Source organism: Citrobacter sp. JUb117 (genome assembly GCF_024809055.1).
Classification (GTDB): domain Bacteria; phylum Pseudomonadota; class Gammaproteobacteria; order Enterobacterales; family Enterobacteriaceae; genus Citrobacter; species Citrobacter gillenii.
Map to the genome: position 1 here is coordinate 442,469 of NZ_JANUFB010000002.1, position 18,026 is coordinate 460,494.

At 55.5% G+C, this 18,026-nt stretch carries 16 protein-coding genes; 2 read left to right on the forward strand and 14 right to left on the reverse strand.

What is annotated here, in order from left to right; translation table 11 throughout:
- Positions 1 to 50 precede the first annotated feature (50 nt).
- Positions 51 to 512, reverse strand: a complete 462-nt coding sequence (locus M2374_RS05940; protein WP_096756381.1) for a GNAT family N-acetyltransferase — start codon at positions 510 to 512, stop codon at positions 51 to 53.
- Positions 513 to 579: 67 nt separating this feature from the next.
- On the opposite strand from M2374_RS05940, the gene rbn reads away from it, so the two are divergent.
- Positions 580 to 1,497, forward strand: a complete 918-nt coding sequence (gene rbn, locus M2374_RS05945) for a ribonuclease BN (RefSeq protein WP_137399798.1) — start codon at positions 580 to 582, stop codon at positions 1,495 to 1,497.
- A 64-nt stretch (positions 1,498 to 1,561) separates the two neighbouring features.
- On the forward strand, positions 1,562 to 2,566 hold the full coding sequence (locus M2374_RS05950; RefSeq protein ID WP_096756379.1) for a chemotaxis protein: 1,005 nt from the start codon (positions 1,562 to 1,564) through the stop codon (positions 2,564 to 2,566).
- 58 nt (positions 2,567 to 2,624) lie between these two features.
- Here the strand turns inward: M2374_RS05950 and nuoN are convergent, their stop codons facing one another.
- The 13 genes from nuoN to nuoA all read right to left on the reverse strand — a co-directional run bounded on the left by nuoN (position 2,625) and on the right by nuoA (position 17,864).
- Positions 2,625 to 4,082, reverse strand: coding sequence for an NADH-quinone oxidoreductase subunit NuoN (gene nuoN / locus M2374_RS05955; protein ID WP_115257911.1), 1,458 nt, complete (start codon positions 4,080 to 4,082; stop codon positions 2,625 to 2,627).
- A gap of 6 nt (positions 4,083 to 4,088) precedes the next feature.
- Complete coding sequence (nuoM, locus tag M2374_RS05960; RefSeq protein ID WP_117343410.1) at positions 4,089 to 5,618, reverse strand: NADH-quinone oxidoreductase subunit M; 1,530 nt, start codon at positions 5,616 to 5,618, stop codon at positions 4,089 to 4,091.
- A 251-nt stretch (positions 5,619 to 5,869) separates the two neighbouring features.
- The gene (gene nuoL / locus M2374_RS05965) at positions 5,870 to 7,711 is read right to left on the reverse strand and encodes an NADH-quinone oxidoreductase subunit L (RefSeq protein ID WP_096756376.1); all 1,842 of its coding nucleotides are present in this window, start codon (positions 7,709 to 7,711) and stop codon (positions 5,870 to 5,872) included.
- A complete protein-coding gene (gene nuoK, locus M2374_RS05970) occupies positions 7,708 to 8,010 on the reverse strand; it encodes an NADH-quinone oxidoreductase subunit NuoK (RefSeq protein WP_006683663.1) in 303 nt (100 codons plus the stop codon). The genes nuoL and nuoK overlap by 4 nt, the downstream gene beginning before the upstream one ends.
- Positions 8,007 to 8,561: an NADH-quinone oxidoreductase subunit J gene (gene nuoJ, locus M2374_RS05975; protein WP_096756375.1), complete on the reverse strand. Its 555-nt coding sequence runs from the start codon at positions 8,559 to 8,561 to the stop codon at positions 8,007 to 8,009. Before nuoJ ends, nuoK begins: the two co-directional genes overlap by 4 nt.
- 11 nt (positions 8,562 to 8,572) lie before the next feature.
- Complete coding sequence (gene nuoI, locus M2374_RS05980; protein ID WP_096756374.1) at positions 8,573 to 9,115, reverse strand: NADH-quinone oxidoreductase subunit NuoI; 543 nt, start codon at positions 9,113 to 9,115, stop codon at positions 8,573 to 8,575.
- 14 nt (positions 9,116 to 9,129) lie between these two features.
- Positions 9,130 to 10,107: an NADH-quinone oxidoreductase subunit NuoH gene (gene nuoH / locus M2374_RS05985; protein WP_003028063.1), complete on the reverse strand. Its 978-nt coding sequence runs from the start codon at positions 10,105 to 10,107 to the stop codon at positions 9,130 to 9,132.
- On the reverse strand, positions 10,104 to 12,830 hold the full coding sequence (nuoG, locus tag M2374_RS05990; RefSeq protein ID WP_117343484.1) for an NADH-quinone oxidoreductase subunit NuoG: 2,727 nt from the start codon (positions 12,828 to 12,830) through the stop codon (positions 10,104 to 10,106). The genes nuoH and nuoG overlap by 4 nt, the downstream gene beginning before the upstream one ends.
- A gap of 183 nt (positions 12,831 to 13,013) precedes the next feature.
- A complete protein-coding gene (gene nuoF / locus M2374_RS05995; protein ID WP_181688915.1) occupies positions 13,014 to 14,351 on the reverse strand; it encodes an NADH-quinone oxidoreductase subunit NuoF in 1,338 nt (445 codons plus the stop codon).
- On the reverse strand, positions 14,348 to 14,848 hold the full coding sequence (nuoE, locus tag M2374_RS06000) for an NADH-quinone oxidoreductase subunit NuoE (RefSeq protein ID WP_003028069.1): 501 nt from the start codon (positions 14,846 to 14,848) through the stop codon (positions 14,348 to 14,350). Before nuoE ends, nuoF begins: the two co-directional genes overlap by 4 nt.
- 2 nt (positions 14,849 to 14,850) lie before the next feature.
- Complete coding sequence (gene nuoC / locus M2374_RS06005) at positions 14,851 to 16,653, reverse strand: NADH-quinone oxidoreductase subunit C/D (protein WP_096756372.1); 1,803 nt, start codon at positions 16,651 to 16,653, stop codon at positions 14,851 to 14,853.
- Positions 16,654 to 16,742: 89 nt separating this feature from the next.
- Complete coding sequence (nuoB, locus tag M2374_RS06010; protein ID WP_003028075.1) at positions 16,743 to 17,405, reverse strand: NADH-quinone oxidoreductase subunit NuoB; 663 nt, start codon at positions 17,403 to 17,405, stop codon at positions 16,743 to 16,745.
- Positions 17,406 to 17,420: 15 nt separating this feature from the next.
- Positions 17,421 to 17,864 carry an NADH-quinone oxidoreductase subunit NuoA gene (gene nuoA, locus M2374_RS06015; RefSeq protein WP_003028077.1) on the reverse strand — a complete coding sequence of 148 codons (444 nt, stop codon included), beginning with the start codon at positions 17,862 to 17,864 and terminating at the stop codon, positions 17,421 to 17,423.
- Between the last annotated feature and the right edge of the window lie 162 nt (positions 17,865 to 18,026).

The following is an 18,026-nucleotide window of genomic DNA, read 5'->3' on the forward strand; positions in this document are numbered from 1 at the left end:
TTTCTCCCTTTCTATTTACGTACCCGCTAACTATAGACGACCTGAGCTGTTTACGCTTGATGTCCCTCACGCGCCATGCCGATGTGTGGAATACCATCTTCATCATAGATATCCGTCACCGGAACGAAACCAAAGCGCGCGTAGAAAGGTTGCAGATGCGCCTGCGCGCCCAGATACAACGCCTTGTGCGGCCAGTGCTGAGCACAGGATGCCAGCGTCTGCGTCATCAGCTGCTGCCCCAGTTTTTCCCCGCGTAACGCAGCGCTGACAATCACCCGACCGATAACCACCGGTTCGAGATCGTCGTCGCTTTTCAGAATCCTCGCATACGCCACCAGCCGATCATTATGCCATCCCAGAAGGTGTCGGTTTTCACCCGTCAGGTCATCGCCGTCCACATCCTGATACGGACACTGTTGCTCAACAACAAACACCGCACAGCGCAGCTGAAGAATGGCATACAGTTGCTGGACGGTCAGTTCTGTATGGTGGAGATCTTGCCAGTGAATCATTGTCTGCCCCTTGGTTGTGATAACCTGAACACCCTGCCTTATTGATGGCGAAAAGTGTAATACTAAGATGGAATTAATTTTTTTAGGCACGTCTGCGGGAGTCCCCACGCGCTCCCGCAATGTAACGGCAATATTACTCAATCTGCAACACCCTACTCAGGCGGGATTGTGGCTTTTCGATTGCGGCGAAGGAACGCAGCACCAGATGCTGACCACGCCATTCAATCCGGGAAAACTCGATCGTATTTTTATCAGCCATTTGCACGGCGATCACCTTTTTGGCCTGCCGGGACTGCTGTGCAGCCGCTCGATGGCCGGAAACGTCCAGCCGTTGACGCTGTACGGGCCAAAAGGGTTACGTGAATTTACCGAGACTGCATTACGCCTGAGCGGCTCCTGGACCGATTATCCGCTGGAGATTGTGGAAATTACCGCCGGAGAAATTCTCGACGACGGTCTGCGTAAAGTAACGGCTTTCGCGCTGGCGCATCCGCTCGAATGCTACGGTTTTCGCGTTGAAGAACATGACAAACCCGGTGCGCTTGACGCCAGCGCGCTGAAGGCAGCGGGCGTTAAGCCAGGGCCGTGGTTCCAGGATCTCAAAGCCGGTAAAACCGTCGTGCTGGAAGATGGTCGTTCCCTTAACGGTGCTGATTTTCTCGCCCCGGCGATTCCGGGCAAATCCGTGGCGATATTTGGCGATACCGCGCCGTGCGCCTCCGCCCTCGAACTGGCAAAAGGGGTGGATGTGATGGTACATGAGACCACGCTGGACGCCTCGATGGAAGAAAAGGCCAACAGTCGGGGACACAGCTCCACCCGCCAGGCTGCGATGCTGGCACGGGAGGCAGGTGCGGGCCGATTGATTATGACTCACGTCAGCTCGCGTTATGATGAAAAAGGCTGCCAACGTTTGCTCGAAGAGTGCCGGGCGCTGTTTGCGGACACCGAACTGGCGCACGATTTCGCCGTTTTCACGGTTTAACGCTCTATTTTTCCGCCTCAGTGCCGATAACAGTGAAAAGGCTGGCGTTCACACTGAGGACAGGATGAATAATATTCAGAAAGACATTGATGACAGGACAAACCTAACCCTGTCTAACCGCTTTGAACTGCTGCTGTTTCGCCTCGGCACATCGCTGGATGAGCAGAAATCAGAGCTGTTTGGTATCAACGTATTTAAGCTGCGCGAAATTGTCCCCATGCCCGCATTTACGCGTCCGGCGGGCATGAAAGCCCCATTGCTGGGCATGGTGAACATTCGCGATCAGGTGATCCCGGTGATCGACCTACCCGCCGTTGCCGGATGCAAGCCTGAGACCGGACTGAACATCCTGCTGATCACCGAATACGCCCGTAGCGTACAGGCGTTTGCGGTAGAGTCAGTGGAAAACATTATGCGCCTGGACTGGCAGCAAGTGCATACCGCCGAGAAAGCCGTCAACGGTCGCTATATCACCAGCATCGCCTGTCTGGATGACAACAAAGAAACCAACAACCTGGCGCTGGTACTCGACGTCGAACAGATCCTGTATGACATTGTGCCGTCAAACCACGATCTGCGCGCCACCCACCTGGAGACCAGTAAATTCAATATTACCCCAGGTGCTGTGGCGATTGTGGCAGAAGACTCCAAGGTCGCCCGTGCGATGCTGGAAAAAGGGCTTAACGCCATGAACATTCCGCACCAGATGCATGTCACCGGCAAAGACGCGTGGGAAAAAATTCAGCAGCTGTCCCTGGAAGCGCAGGCGGAAGGCAAGCCCATCAGCGAGAAAATTGCGCTAGTGCTTACCGACCTGGAAATGCCGGAGATGGACGGCTTTACGCTGACCCGCAAGATTAAGACCGATGAACGCCTGAAGAAGATCCCGGTCGTCATCCACTCGTCCCTTTCCGGCAGCGCCAATGAAGATCACGTGCGCAGAGTGAAGGCCGATGGCTACGTGGCGAAATTCGAGATCAACGAGCTGTCTTCCGTAATCCAGGAAGTGATGGAGCGCGCGGCGAAAGACATTAATGGGCCACTGGTGAGCCGCCAGATTTCAGCCTGACTGAACTCAGCACATAAAAAAACCCGCCGCGGCGGGTTTTTTCGTTTTAGCGTATCGTTTACATCAGCGGCGTCGCTAACTGCACGATGCTGATCAGCGGTTGCGGGTAGATACCCAGCACCAGCACCAGCAGCGCAGAGATCAGCACCACGATACCGCCCGCGCTGTACTGCCAGTTAGACGGTGCATCACGGTTCAACTGCTGCGGTGCGCTCAGGTACAAGCTCACGGCAACGCGCAGGTAGTAGTACAAACCAATCGCGGAACCGACCACCACGGCGGCAACCAGCCACCACAGGTTAGCCTGCACACCGACGGCCAGTACGTAGAACTTACCGATAAAGCCCAGCGTCATCGGGATACCCGCCAGAGACAGCATCATCACCGTCATCACAGCCGCGAGGATCGGACGATGCCAGAACAGACCGCGGTAGGAGAAAAGTGAATCCGCATCCGGACCACGATACGGGCTGGACATCAGGCTGACCACACCGAACGCGCCGAGGCTGCTGAACAGATAACCAGCCAGGTACACGCCTACTGCTTCCATCGACATCTCGCCACTTTGCAGGGCAATCAGCGCCACCAGCAGGTAGCCAAGGTGAGAGATAGACGAATAACCAAGCAGACGCTTGATGTTGGTCTGGCTCAGCGCCATCAGGTTACCGAAGATGATAGAGGCAAAGGCAATCACGCCCAGCACAATACGTACCGCTTCACTGTCGCCAACCGGCGCGTACAGGAACAGACGCATTACCACGCCGAAGATAGCGATTTTGCTCGCCGTCGCCAGGAAGGTGGACACCGGAGCCGGAGCACCCTGGTAGACGTCTGGCGTCCACAGGTGGAACGGCACCAGAGAGAGCTTAAAGCCCAGACCGACGATCATCATCCCGAAGCCTGCCAGCAGCAGCGGTTCGTTCAGCATACCGTCGCCGAGGCTCTTACCGAGTGCCACGAACGACAGGTTGCCGGACTGCGCGTACACCAGCGCCATACCGAACAGCAGGAATGAAGACGCTGCGGCAGACAGAATGGTGTATTTGATACTGGCTTCCAGCGAGCGTTTCTGACGAAACGCATAGCCCACCAGACCAAACAGCGGCAGAGAGATCAGTTCGATACCGAGGAACAACGCCGCCAGATGGTTAGCGTTAGCCAGCAGAATCCCGCCCAGCGCGGCAATCAGCACCAGCAGGTAGAACTCTTCCCGGTTGTCGTCATAGCCTTCCAGCCATGGGTAGGCAAAGGTACAAGTAGCAAGGCTCGCCAGCAGGACCATCCCGGTGTAGAGCATCGCGAAACCGTCAACCCGCATCAGCGGGGTGACGTCCATGGCGCCTGCCTGGCCAACAAACCAGAGCGAAACCAGCGCGGCGTTAAGCCCAATGACCGACAGCGTGGCATTGAGGAAGTGATTGCGTCGCCACGCAATGGAGAGCATCACAACCACCACCGTCAAGCCGACGATCAGCAGCGGTAGCAGCGCAATCAGGTGTTGTGGAGTTATTGTCATGGCGATTTACGGCCTTGTAGTAGTAACGGAATTAACAAACCACTGCTGGATGTTGCTCATCGCAGAATGCGAGGTATCCAGAATCGGCTGCGGATAGAAGCCAAGCAGTACCAGAAGCACGACCAGCAACAGGATGATAAACAGCTCACGCAGCGACATCCCTGGCAGTTCAACACTGGCAATCTGGCTTTTCGCTTTACCAAAGTAAGCGCGATGCAGCATCGCCAGCGAGTAAACAGAGGCAAACACCAGACCGAAGGTCGAGATCACGGTAATGACCGGAACCACCTGGTAGCTGCCGAACAGAATCATAAATTCGCCAACGAAGTTACCGGTTCCCGGCATACCCAGCGTACAGACCGCGAAGAACATCGACAGCGCAGGCAACCATTTCATTTTGCCCCACAGGCCGCCCATCATACGCATATCACGCGTGTGCAGACGTTCGTACAGCTGACCACACAGAATGAACAGGCCGGCCGCAGACAGACCGTGCGCAATCATCTGGATAACCGCACCCTGGTACGCCAGCTGGCTACCGGTGTAGATAGCAATCAACACGAAGCCCATGTGCGAGACGGAGGTGTAGGCAATCAGACGCTTGATATCGTACTGATTAAAGGCCATCCACGCGCCGTAGAAAATACCGATAACACCCAGCCACATAGCGATAGGTGCGAACTCCGCAGACGCGTTCGGGAACAGCGGCAGGGAGAAGCGCAGCAGACCGTAGGCCGCGGTTTTCAGCAAAATCCCCGCCAGGTCAACGGAACCTGCGGTCGGTGCCTGGGAGTGCGCATCCGGCAACCAGCCGTGCAGCGGAACCACCGGCATTTTCACCGCAAAGGCGATGAAGAAGCCCAGCATCAGCAGATATTCCACGCCGTGGGACATCGGTGTGTTCAGCAGTTCTTCATAGTTGAAGGTCCAGACACCGGTGGCTTTATAGTGCACAAATACCAGCGCCAGGATGGCAATCAACATCACCAGACCACTCGCCTGGGTATAAATGAAGAACTTGGTGGCCGCCGTGATACGCGTTTTACCGTCGGACGCTTTATGCCCCCACAGCGCGATCAGGAAGTACATCGGCACCAGCATCATTTCCCAGAAGAAGAAGAACAGGAACATGTCGATGGCCAGGAACACGCCGATCACGCCGCCGAGGATCCACATCAGGTTCAGGTGGAAGAAGCCCTGGTACTTTTCAATTTCATTCCAGGAACACAGTACCGCCAGAACACCGAGCAGACCGGTCAGCACCACCATCAGCAGCGACAGACCGTCGATAGCTAAATGAATAGAGATGCCAAAGCGCGGGATCCACGGCATGACGAACTCAGACTGCCACTGCGGAATACCAGCGGATTGCGTCAGTGAATAACCGCCCTGCAACCACAATTGTAGGCCAAGCGCCAGCGTCAGTCCCATGGTAATCAGCGCGATCCAGCGCGGTACCTTCACGCCAAAGCGTTCGGTCTGCCAGCACAGGAAACCACCGATAAAGGGGATTAATATCAACCAAGGTAATAACATAGCTAAGTATGTCCCTTATATTTATTCCTGCTCAGGCTATCTCACTCGTCAGCCCAAATCCCGGCAGTGCTCGCAATCCTCACGTACTTCAGTACGCTCCGGTTGCTCTGCGCTGGCGGTATTCGGTCTGACTTCGCCGATGACGCCTGTACTTCAGGAACAGATTTTCAACGAATTCTAAAAATTATTTTTGGGTTTGTAGGCCGGATAAGCACAGCGCCATCCGGCAGTCGTTCATCCGGCCAACAAACTCAACGCAGTACCATCAGCAGTGCCAGCACGACAACCGCACCGATGCTCATTGACGCGACATACCAGCGCAGATACCCGTTCTCACTGAGCAGCAGACCTTTGCCTGCAAAGCGGGAGAGGATCGCCGGAATGTTCATCATTGCGTTCATCGGGTCGCGTTTCAGCAGCCAGGCAACGCCAAGGAACGGCTTGACGAACACTTTGTCGTACAGCCAGTCAAAGCCCCAGGCGTTATACCACCAGGTGCCCAGCAGACGGCCCGGCGCACTGTTGGCAATCGAGGTCACAAGCGTACGTTTACCCAGCCACAGCCATGCTGCAATCAGGATCCCCGCAATCGCGACGATGCCAGAGGTAATTTCCAGCGTCATCACGCTACCATGCGGCAGCTCGGTGGTTGCCGGAAGCACGCCATGCAACGGAGGCACAATCAGCGCGCCAACGAAGGTGGACAGGATCATCAGCACAATCAGCGGCAGATGGTGGGTAATCCCCTTCCCTGCGTGCGCGTGAATTTGTTCTTTACCGTGGAACACGATGAAAATCATACGGAAGGTGTACAGAGAGGTCATAAACGCACCGACCAGACCTGCCACCATCAGATTGATATGACCGTTCGCCATCGCACCGGCCAGAATCTCATCCTTACTGAAGAAGCCTGCGGTAATCAGCGGCAAAGCCGACAACGCCGCGCCGCCAACCAGGAAGCTGAGATAAACCAGTGGGATTGACTTACGCAAGCCACCCATTTTGAAGATGTTCTGTTCGTGGTGGCAGGCCAAGATCACCGAACCCGATGCCAGGAACAACAGCGCTTTAAAGAAGGCGTGCGTCATCAGGTGGAAAATCGCCGCATCCCAGGCCTGAACGCCAAGCGCCAGGAACATGTAGCCAATCTGGCTCATGGTGGAATACGCGAGAACGCGTTTGATGTCGGTTTGTACCAGTGCGGCGAAGCCTGCCAGAACCAGCGTGATCGCCCCGATAATCCCCACCAGATGCAGGATTTCCGGCGTCAGCAGGAACAGGCCGTGGGTACGCGCAATCAGGTAGACACCGGCAGTAACCATCGTTGCGGCGTGGATCAGCGCGGAGACAGGCGTTGGGCCAGCCATCGCATCAGCAAGCCACGTCTGCAACGGCAACTGCGCCGATTTACCGACCGCACCGCCCAGCAGCATCAGGGTTGCCCACATCAGCATGTCATTGCCCGCGGCAAAGTGCGCCGGTGCCAGTTCAACCATTTCGCGGAAGTTCAGCGTGCCCAGCTCGTTGTAGAGAATGAACAGCGCGAACGCCAGAAATACGTCGCCGACACGGGTTACCACGAAGGCTTTCATTGCCGCTGCGCCATTCTTCGGATCGGTATAGTAGAAACCGATCAGCAGATAGGAGCACAGGCCCACGCCTTCCCAGCCGAGATACATCAGCAGCAGGTTATCCGCCAGTACCAGAATCACCATGCTGGCGATAAACAGGTTGGTATAGGCGAAGAAACGGGAGTACCCCTCTTCCCCGCGCATGTACCAGGAAGCGAACATGTGAATCAGGAAACCAACGCCGGTTACTACTGAGAGCATGGTCAGCGACAAGCCGTCCAGCACCAGATTAAAACCGATGTTAAAGTCGCCAACAGACATCCACGTCCACAGCGGAACGCTAAATGCCTGTTTACCGTTAGCGAAGAAATCGACGCCAATAAATGCAGTGACCAGCGCCGCCAGGCCAATCGACCCGACGCCCACGGTAGCGGACAGATTTTCTGACCAACGACCACGAGAGAACGCCAGTAATACAAAGCCAAGAAATGGCAGAATAATGGTTAAGGCAAGCATGTTCATCCACGCATCTCACTTACTGAATCGATGTTCAGGTTCTGGCGGCGGCGATGAAGTTGCAGCAACAGCGCAAGTCCAATGCTCGCTTCCGCAGCCGCAAGGCTGATGGCGAGAATGTACATCACCTGACCATCGGTCTGGCCCCAGTAGCTTCCGGCGACCACAAAGGCCAGCGCAGAGGCGTTAATCATGATTTCCAGCCCAATCAGCATAAACAGCAGATTGCGGCGGATAACCAGACCGGTTAAGCCCAGTACGAATAAGACAGCCGCGAGGATCAGTCCATGTTGTAAGGGGATCATGCGTGCTCCTCCGTTTTTCTTTTCGCGCGGTCATCCGTGCGGTTGCTCAGCACTTCGCCAGAACGCTCTTCGCGACCGACGTGGAAGGCCACAACCAGACCCGCCAGCAGCAGCATTGACGCCAGCTCAACCGCCAGGACATAAGGTCCGAACAGCGAGATACCGACCGCTTTCGCGCTAATTGGTGTCCCGTCGATGCCCTGATCGTTAACGCCAAGAATCGCGTAGACAATCACCGCCAGCATGATGGCCGACAGAATCGCCGGACCAATCCACACCTGCGGTCTCAGCCACTGACGTTCCTGTTCGATTTCAGCACCGCCCAGGTTGAGCATCATGACCACGAACACGAACAGCACCATAATGGCGCCCGCGTACACGATAATTTCCAGCGCACCGGCAAAGTAAGCGCCCAGCGAGAAAAACACCCCAGAAATCGCCAGCAGCGAAATAATCAGGTACAGCAGTGCGTGTACCGGATTGGTGTGAGTGATGACCCGCAAGGTTGCGAGAATGGCTATCAGGCCACAGATATAAAAAGCGAACTCCATTGCCCCTCTCCTTACGGTAACAGGCTCTTGACGTCGATAGGCTTGGCTTCGTTCTCTGCTTCGCCCTTATCTTTGCCGTCGATTGCCATACCTGCCATCCGGTAGAAGTTATATTCCGGATATTTACCCGGACCGGAGATCAGCAGATCCTCTTTCTCGTAAACCAGATCCTGGCGCTTATACTCACCCAGTTCGAAATCTGGAGTAAGCTGAATAGCCGTTGTCGGACAGGCTTCTTCGCACATACCGCAGAAAATGCAGCGTGAGAAGTTGATGCGGAAAAACTCCGGATACCAGCGACCATCTTTAGTCTCTGCTTTTTGCAGAGAGATACAGCCGACCGGACAGGCTACCGCACACAGGTTACAGGCAACGCAGCGCTCTTCGCCGTCCGGGTCGCGTGTCAGTACGATACGACCACGAAAACGGGGCGGTAGATAGACCGGCTCTTCCGGGTACATCTGCGTTTCGCGTTTGGCGAACGCATGCAGGCCGATCATCCAGATACTACGAAGCTGGGTGCCTGCGCCTACAAGTAATTCTTTTAAGGTCATGGTCTTTGTGTCCCTTATTGCGCCTGCCACAGAATGACAGCCGCCGTTACCAGCAAATTGACGAGCGTCAGCGGCAGACAAACTTTCCAGCCGAAGGACATTACCTGGTCATAACGAGGACGCGGTAACGACGCACGAATCAAAATGAACATCATCATAAAGAACGCGGTTTTCAGCGCGAACCAGACGAATGGCGGTAAGAACGGACCATGCCAGCCACCGAAGAACAGGGTAACCATCAGCGCAGAAATGGTGACGATACCGATGTACTCCCCCACGAAGAACAGGCCGAATTTCATCCCGGAATATTCAATGTGGTAACCATCGGCCAGTTCCTGCTCGGCTTCCGGCTGGTCAAACGGGTGACGGTGACAGACCGCGACGCCCGCGATAGCAAAGGTGACAAAACCAAAGAATTGCGGAATAACGTTCCAGATATCAGCCTGGTTATTGACGATGTCGGTCATGTTAAATGAACCGGCCTGCGCCACCACGCCCATCAGGGAAAGTCCGAGGAACACTTCATAGCTCAGGGTCTGCGCAGACGCACGCATTGCGCCGAGCAGCGAGTATTTGTTGTTGCTCGACCAACCGGCAAACAGCACCGCGTACACCGCCAGACCGGCCATCATCAGGAAGAACAAGATCCCGATGTTAAGGTCAGCGACCACCCAGTTCGGGCTGACCGGCACAATGGCGAAGGCCAGCAGCAGCGAAGTGAAGGCGATCATCGGTGCCAGCGTAAAGATGACGCGATCCGAGAATTTCGGGATCCAGTCTTCTTTAAAGAACATCTTGATCATGTCCGCGACCAGCTGGAGCGAACCGCCCCAGCCTACACGGTTCGGTCCATAACGGTTCTGGAACAGACCCAGCAGACGACGTTCGCCAAAGCTCATGAATGCCCCGCAGGTGACCACCACCAGCAGGATCACCACCGCTTTGAGAATGCTCAGCAGGATCTCAATCAGATCGGGTGTAATCCAACTCATTGTTGTGCCTCCTGCAGATCCTCAAGACGCGCACCAGCCAGAACCGGCGCGATACCCGGCATACCCATCGGCAAACCAACCTGCCCCGCCGTCAACCCTTCTGCGATTTCAACCGGTAATGTGACCGTGTTGCCATCGTAGCTAAAGGAAACGCGCGTACCCGCATTGACGCCCAACTTCTCGGCATCAGCCGGGTTGAGTTTAATGTACGGCTGCGGCATGCGGGTCTGGATAACCGGCGCGCGCTGGGACATTTCGTCGCTACCAAACAGATGATAGTACGGCGCGATACGCCATTGACCATCCTGCGCCTGGAAGCTCGCCGGAACGGTAGTGAAGTAGTCCAGACCGCCTTCGGAGGCTTCAATCAGACGCACGCCCGGATCGCCATGGCGCAGTTTGCCGCCCACTTCATCCTGGAACTTGTTCCACGCTTGTGGTGAGTTCCAGCCTGGTGCCCAGGCAAACGGAATTTGTGAACGCGGCGCTGACGGCTGGTTGTTCCCTTCCATCGAGAAGGCAAACATAGTGTCTTTGTCCTGCGGTTGACGCGGTTCATGCACGCTAATGTTGGCACGCATGGCGGTACGACCACTGTAACGATGCGGCTCACGTGCCAGTTTCTGCCCACGAATACGGAAGCTCGCGTCCGGCGCGGCATCTTTAATGCCAGCCAACTGCGGCAACGCGGCTACGGCGGCGTCGATGACGTGATCGAGCTGCGTCCAGTCCACTTCACGGCTCTGCACGGTGCTGTGTAGCGAGTGCAGCCAGCGCCAGCTTTCCAGCATCACAATGTTGCTGTCGTAGTAGCTTGGGTCATATACCTGGAAGAAACGCTGTGCGCGGCCTTCGTTATTGATAACCGTACCGTCGCTTTCGGCAAAACTTGCTGCAGAAAGGACCAGATGGGCATTGTCCATAATCGCGGTACGCTGATGGTCAACGACCAGTACCAGCGGTGCTTTCGCCAGCGCAGCGTTAACGCGAGTGGCAGACGCATGGCGATGCAGGTCATTTTCCAGTACAACCACGGCATCAGCACGACCTGTTTCCAGTTCGGTCAGCGCATCATCAAGTGAACCGCCGCCAATCATGCCGAGGCCCATGCTGTTAACAGAGCGGGCAATCATGGTGATGCCGACGTCTGCGCCACGACCTTTCAGCGCCTTCGCCACGTTGGCAGCGGCCTGAATCACTTCAGCGCTACCGGCGTTGGTACCAGAGATAATCAGCGGTTTCTTCGCGCCAGCCAGGGCCTGAACGATGACGTCGATTTTGTTCTGCAGGTCACGGTCAATACCGTCAACGGCCGGAGCGGTGTTATCCAGCGCATGGGCAATGGCGAAACCTAAACGCGCCTGATCTTCAACCGGAGCACGGTAGGTCCATGCTGCGATATCATCCAGACGGGTGTTATCCACGTTGGTCACGAACAGCGGATGCTTGGCACGTTGGCCGATGTTAAGGATCGCGGCAATCTGCCAGTCAGCCACTTTCTGCGCTGCTGCCATTTCGCGTGCTTTACCTTTCACCGCCTGACGTACAGCTAGCGCAACGCGTGCGCCGGTCTGGGTAACATCTTCGCCCAGCACCAGAACCGCATCGTAAGATTCAATCTCGCGCAGTGCCGGGGTATGAATACCGCCGTCACGCAGCACGCTCAGCGCCAGTTGCAGACGTTCCAGTTCGCCTTGAGCGATACCGGTATAGAAGTTTTCCGCACCCACCAGTTCACGCAACGCAAAGTTGCTTTCAACGCTGGCGCGCGGGGAGCCGATGCCGATCACTTTCTTCGACTGACGCAGAATGTCAGCCGCGCCCTGCATCGCCTGCTCGGCGTTGAGGGTGATCAGATCGTCGCCACGACGCTGAACCGGCTGACGCGGACGGTCTTTCAGGTTCACGTAACCATAGCCAAAACGACCACGGTCGCAGAGGAAGTAGTGGTTAACGGTACCGTTATAACGGTTTTCGATACGACGCAGTTCACCGTAACGCTCACCCGGGCTGGTGTTACAGCCAATGGAACACTGCTGGCAGATGCTTGGCGCAAACTGCATGTCCCATTTACGGTTATAACGCTCGGAGTGCGTTTTATCGGTGAACACGCCGGTCGGGCAGATTTCTACCAGGTTACCGGAGAATTCGCTTTCCAGCACGCCGTCTTCCGGGCGACCGAAGTAGACGTTGTCATGTGCGCCATAGACGCCCAGATCCGCGCCGTCAGCGTAATCTTTGTAGTAGCGAACGCAGCGATAGCAGGCGATGCAGCGGTTCATTTCGTGAGAGATGAACGGCCCCAGGTCCTGGTTGCGGTGGGTACGCTTGGTAAAGCGGTAGCGACGGAAGCTATGACCCGTCATCACGGTCATATCCTGCAGGTGGCAGTTACCGCCCTCTTCGCAGACCGGACAGTCGTGTGGGTGGTTAGTCATCAACCATTCCACCACGCTTTCACGGAACTGTTTCGCTTCTTCGTCATCGATAGAAATAAAGGTGCCTTCGGTGGCCGGTGTCATACAAGACATCACCAGGCGACCACGCGTATCTTCCGCGTTTTGATATTGCTTCACCGCACACTGGCGGCAAGCACCGACGCTTCCCAGCGCCGGGTGCCAGCAAAAGTACGGAATATCAAGGCCGAGGGACAGACAAGCTTCTAGCAGGTTGTCCGCGCCGTTGACCTCATATTCTTTGCCGTCTACATGAATCGTAGCCATAGTCAGCATGCTTCCAGTTGGCTTAGTCAGTGACCAAGCGTTAATCGAATTTCTTTTCCGCTTTATCCTTCAAGCTGCCTCGGCGTTGGCTTCTCTCGTTCACCCCAGTCACTTACTTTAGTAAGCTCAGGGATTCTCTCGGTTGCCGCCTTGACGCATCTTGAATGCTTTCGCGTAAAACGTTTACCAGCGCTCTTTCAACAGGTTCGGCTGAATACCACCAATCGCATGGGTATTGCTGAAGGTGTGCTTGATGCCAGCTTCGAATTCTTCGCGGAAATATTTAATGGCGCTCTGCAGCGGTTCGACCGCACCCGGTGCGTGTGCACAGAAGGTTTTACCCGGACCGAGGAAACGACACAGTTGCTCAAGTGTCTCGATATCCCCAGGCTGGCCTTCGCCACGCTCCAGCGCACGCAGAATTTTTACGCTCCACGGCAAACCATCACGGCACGGCGTACACCAGCCGCAGGACTCGCGGGCAAAGAACTCTTCGAGGTTACGCACCAGCGGCACCATGCCAATCTCGTGATCGACCGCCATCGCCAGCGCCGTACCCAGACGGCTACCCGCTTTACCGATGCTTTCGAACTCCATCGGCAGGTCAAGGTGCGCTTCGGTCAGGAAGTCTGTCCCCGCACCGCCCGGCTGCCAGGCTTTGAACTTCAGGCCATCACGCATGCCGCCCGCGTAATCTTCGAGGATTTCACGCGCGGTGGTCCCAAACGGCAGTTCCCACAGTCCCGGATTCTTCACACGACCGGAGAAGCCCATCAGCTTGGTGCCTGCGTCTTTGCTCTTCGAAATATTCTGGTACCACTCCACGCCGTTGGCGAGGATAGCCGGTACGTTACACAGAGTTTCGACGTTGTTCACGCAGGTCGGCTTACCCCATGCGCCAGAGCTTGCCGGGAACGGCGGCTTGGAGCGCGGGTTAGCACGACGACCTTCGAGGGAGTTGATCAGGGCGGTTTCTTCACCGCAGATGTAGCGCCCTGCCCCGGTGTGCACAAACAGTTCGAAGTCGAAACCGGTGCCCATGATATTTTTGCCAAGCAGACCCGCTTCGGTCGCTTCAGCAATGGCGCGACGCAGATTCACCGCCGCTTCAATGTATTCACCGCGCAGGAAGATGTAACCGCGGTACGCTTTCAGCGCAAACGCGGAGATCAGCATGCCTTCCACCAGCAGGTGTGGCAGCTGTTCCATCAACAGACGGTCTTTATAGGTGCCCGGCTCCATTTCATCGGCGTTACACAGCAGGTAACGGATGTTCATGGATTCGTCTTTCGGCATCAGGCTCCACTTCAGACCCGTGGAAAAGCCTGCGCCGCCGCGCCCTTTCAGGCCAGCGTCTTTCACCTGATTAACGATTTCGTCCGGTGACAGCCCGGTCAGGGCCTTACGCGCACCTTCATAACCGTTTTTGCTACGGTATTCATCCAGCCATATTGGCTGGTTGTCATCGCGCAGACGCCAGGTCAGCGGATGCGTTTCGGGAGTACGGATAATGTCTTTCATTTATACCGCTCCAGCAGTTCGGGAATGCCTTCCGGAGTCAGGTGAGCATGCGTATCTTCATCGATCATCATGTTCGGCCCCTTGTCGCAGTTCCCCAGGCAACAGGTCGGCAGCAACGTAAAGCGACCGTCAAAGGTCGTCTGCCCCGGCTTGATGTTGAGTTTTTTCTCAAGTGCCGCCTGGATCCCTTGATAGCCGTTGATATGGCACACCACGCTGTCGCAGTAGCGGATCACGTGGCGACCGACCGGCTGGCGGAAGATCTGGCTGTAAAACGTGGCAACACCTTCAACGTCGCTTGCCGGGATACCCAGCACATCAGCGATCGCATAGATCGCCCCATCCGGCACCCAGCCACGCTGTTTCTGAACGATTTTCAGCGCTTCAATGGACGCCGCACGCGGGTCTTCGTAGTGGTGCTTCTCGTGCTCAATCGCTTCACGCTCAGCCGCACTCAGCTCAAAAGCCTCGGTTTGTGGTTGTTGATTCTCGTGCATAATTAGCGGTCCACATCTGACATAACAAAATCGATACTACCCAGATGGACGATAAGGTCGGACACCAGGCTGCCACGTACCGCTACCGGGATCTGCTGCAAATGCGCATAGCTCGGTGTACGGATACGAGTACGGTAACTCATGGTGCTGCCATCGCTGGTCAGGTAGTAACTGTTGATACCCTTGGTCGCTTCCACCATCTGGAAGGATTCCTGCGCCGGCATTACCGGGCCCCACGACACTTGCAGGAAGTGGGTGATCAGGGTTTCGATATGCTGTAGCGTGCGCTCTTTCGGCGGCGGCGTGGTCAGCGGGTGATCCGCTTTGAACGGGCCTTCCGGCATGTTGTTGAGGCACTGCTCAAGGATGCGCAGGCTCTGGCGCAGCTCTTCAACTTTCAGCATCACGCGGGTGTAGCAGTCGGAAACACCACCGCCCACCGGGATTTCGAAGTCGAAGTTTTCATAGCCAGAGTACGGACGTGACTTACGCACGTCGAAATCAATACCGGTTGCACGCAGCGCAGCACCGGTACAACCCCAGTCCAGCGCTTCTTTCTTACCGTAAGCGGCAACACCCTGCGAACGGCCTTTCAGGATGGTGTTGCGCAGCGCAGCTTTCTCGTAGGAATCCAGACGCTTCGGCATCCAGTCGAGGAAATCACGCAGCAGCTTGTCCCAACCGCGCGGCAGGTCGTGTGCAACGCCACCGATACGGAACCAGGCCGGGTGCATACGGAAACCGGTGATCGCTTCTACCACGTCATAGATTTTCTGACGGTCGGTAAAGGCGAAGAACACGGGGGTCATCGCGCCGACGTCCTGAATGAACGTGGAGATATACAGCAGGTGGCTGTTGATACGGAAAAGTTCAGAAAGCATAACGCGGATCACGTTGACGCGATCCGGTACGGTAATGCCCGCCAGCTTTTCTACCGCCAGCACGTACGGCATTTCGTTCACGCAGCCGCCGAGATATTCGATACGGTCGGTGTACGGAATGTAGCTGTGCCAGGACTGACGTTCACCCATCTTTTCGGCGCCACGATGGTGGTAGCCGATGTCAGGCACGCAGTCGACGATCTCTTCGCCGTCAAGCTGAAGAACAATACGGAATGCACCGTGAGAAGACGGGTGGTTCGGACCGAGGTTGAGGAACATAAAGTCCTCGTTTTCGGTACCACGCTGCATGCCCCAGTCTTCAGGTTTGAAGGTCAGTGACTCCATTTCCAGATCCTGCTTGGCTTTGGTCAGCTCAAACGGATCGAATTCGGTCGCACGCGCCGGGTAATCTTTGCGCAGCGGATGGCCTTCCCAGGTATGCGGCATCAGAAGACGCGTCAGGTGCGGGTGGCCTTCGATATCAATACCAAACATTTCCCAGGTTTCACGCTCATACCAGTTGGCGTTCGGGAACAGTTTGGTGAACGTCGGCACGCGCAGATCGTTTTCAGACAATGCCACCTTGAGCATGATATCGCGATTGCGTTCAATGGAGATCAGATGATAGAAAACAGAAAAATCCGCGGCAGGTAACCCTTCGCGGTGCGTACGCAGACGTTCGTCCATGCCGTGTAAGTCAAACAGCATGACGTAAGGTTTCGGCAATCTCTTTAAGAAATCACCCACTTCCAGGAGTTGTTCACGCTTGACCCAAACAACGGGTACCCCGGTGCGAGTCGCCTGAACGGTAAAGGCATCCGGCCCAAAACGGTTGCGCAGTTCGCCAATGACCGGGTCATCGAGATGATCCCGTGTTTGCCAGGCAGCGTCTTGCGCGGTTAAGTCGGTCATATTGTTCACCATTGCAAATGGTTCGTGGTGACTGTTAAGCCTGGCTTCGCGCTATTTGAATAGTGATATGCGAAGGTAATCCCCAGGCCGACAGGCGCAAATTAAATCTCGTCCGGTGTGCGAAGATTCGTTACAGCAATACGTTCGCCGCGCTTACGCTCACGCTCTGACTGCATATTGGCGCGATAAACGCCCTGATCGCCAACCACCCATGAGAGTGGACGACGTTCTTTGCCAATGGAGTCTTGCAGCAGCATCAGTGCCTGCATGTAGGCTTCCGGACGCGGCGGGCATCCCGGGATGTACACATCAACCGGAATAAACTTATCAACGCCCTGCACAACGGAGTAAATATCGTACATACCGCCCGAGTTGGCACATGCGCCCATGGAAATAACCCATTTTGGTTCCAGCATCTGATCGTAGAGGCGCTGAATAACCGGGGCCATTTTGGTAAAGCAGGTGCCGGCCACGACCATCAGGTCGGCCTGACGCGGAGAGGCACGCAGAACTTCTGCGCCAAAACGGGCCACGTCATGCACGGCGGTGAACGAGGTCACCATCTCAACGTAGCAGCAGGAAAGGCCAAAGTTGTATGGCCAAATTGAGTTTTTACGGCCCCAGTTAACCATGTCATGCAGTTTGCCCATGAACACGTTTTTGTTAACTTCTTGTTCCAGGGGGTCGGTTACGATCTCCTGTTTTTGCAGGGGGTAACGGTCGTTCTCACCGTTAGGATCTATGCGGGTGAGCGTATAATCCATCTTAATGCCTCGCGGTTAGCGTTGACGATTAGCGATACTGTTCGTTTCCGGGTTCATACGCTCGCGGCGTGAACGCGCGGGCGTCCAGTCCAGCGCGCCAATACGCACCAGATAAACCAGACCTGCCAGTAACACAAAAATAAAAATTGCAGCTTCCACAAAGCCAATCCAGCCGCTTTCACGGATAGATGTTGACCATGCAAAAAGATACAGCGCTTCAACGTCGAAGATAACGAAGAACATGGCTACCAGGTAAAACTTGGCAGACAGGCGCAAGCGGGCGGTGCCGACCGAGTCGATACCTGATTCAAACGGCACGTTTTTAGATCTCGCGCGCGCGCGACCCCCTAAAAACCAGCCGCCGACGAGCATCAGGCAGCACAGGCCAATGGCAACAATAAGAAAGATAGCGAATGCCCAGTGATGAGCGATGATTTCAGTGGATGTTGACATACTCATTGCTTACTCATCAAAAGTAGCGCCAAATTCTCTGCTCTTTACGGCAGATGAACGCCACATCGATTCATGGGGAGGAATAAAAAAAACCTTACAATCACTGTAGAAAACCATTTATACAGCCAATTGATGGGGTTTTTTACTCCTTTCTATAACCTTTTGTCA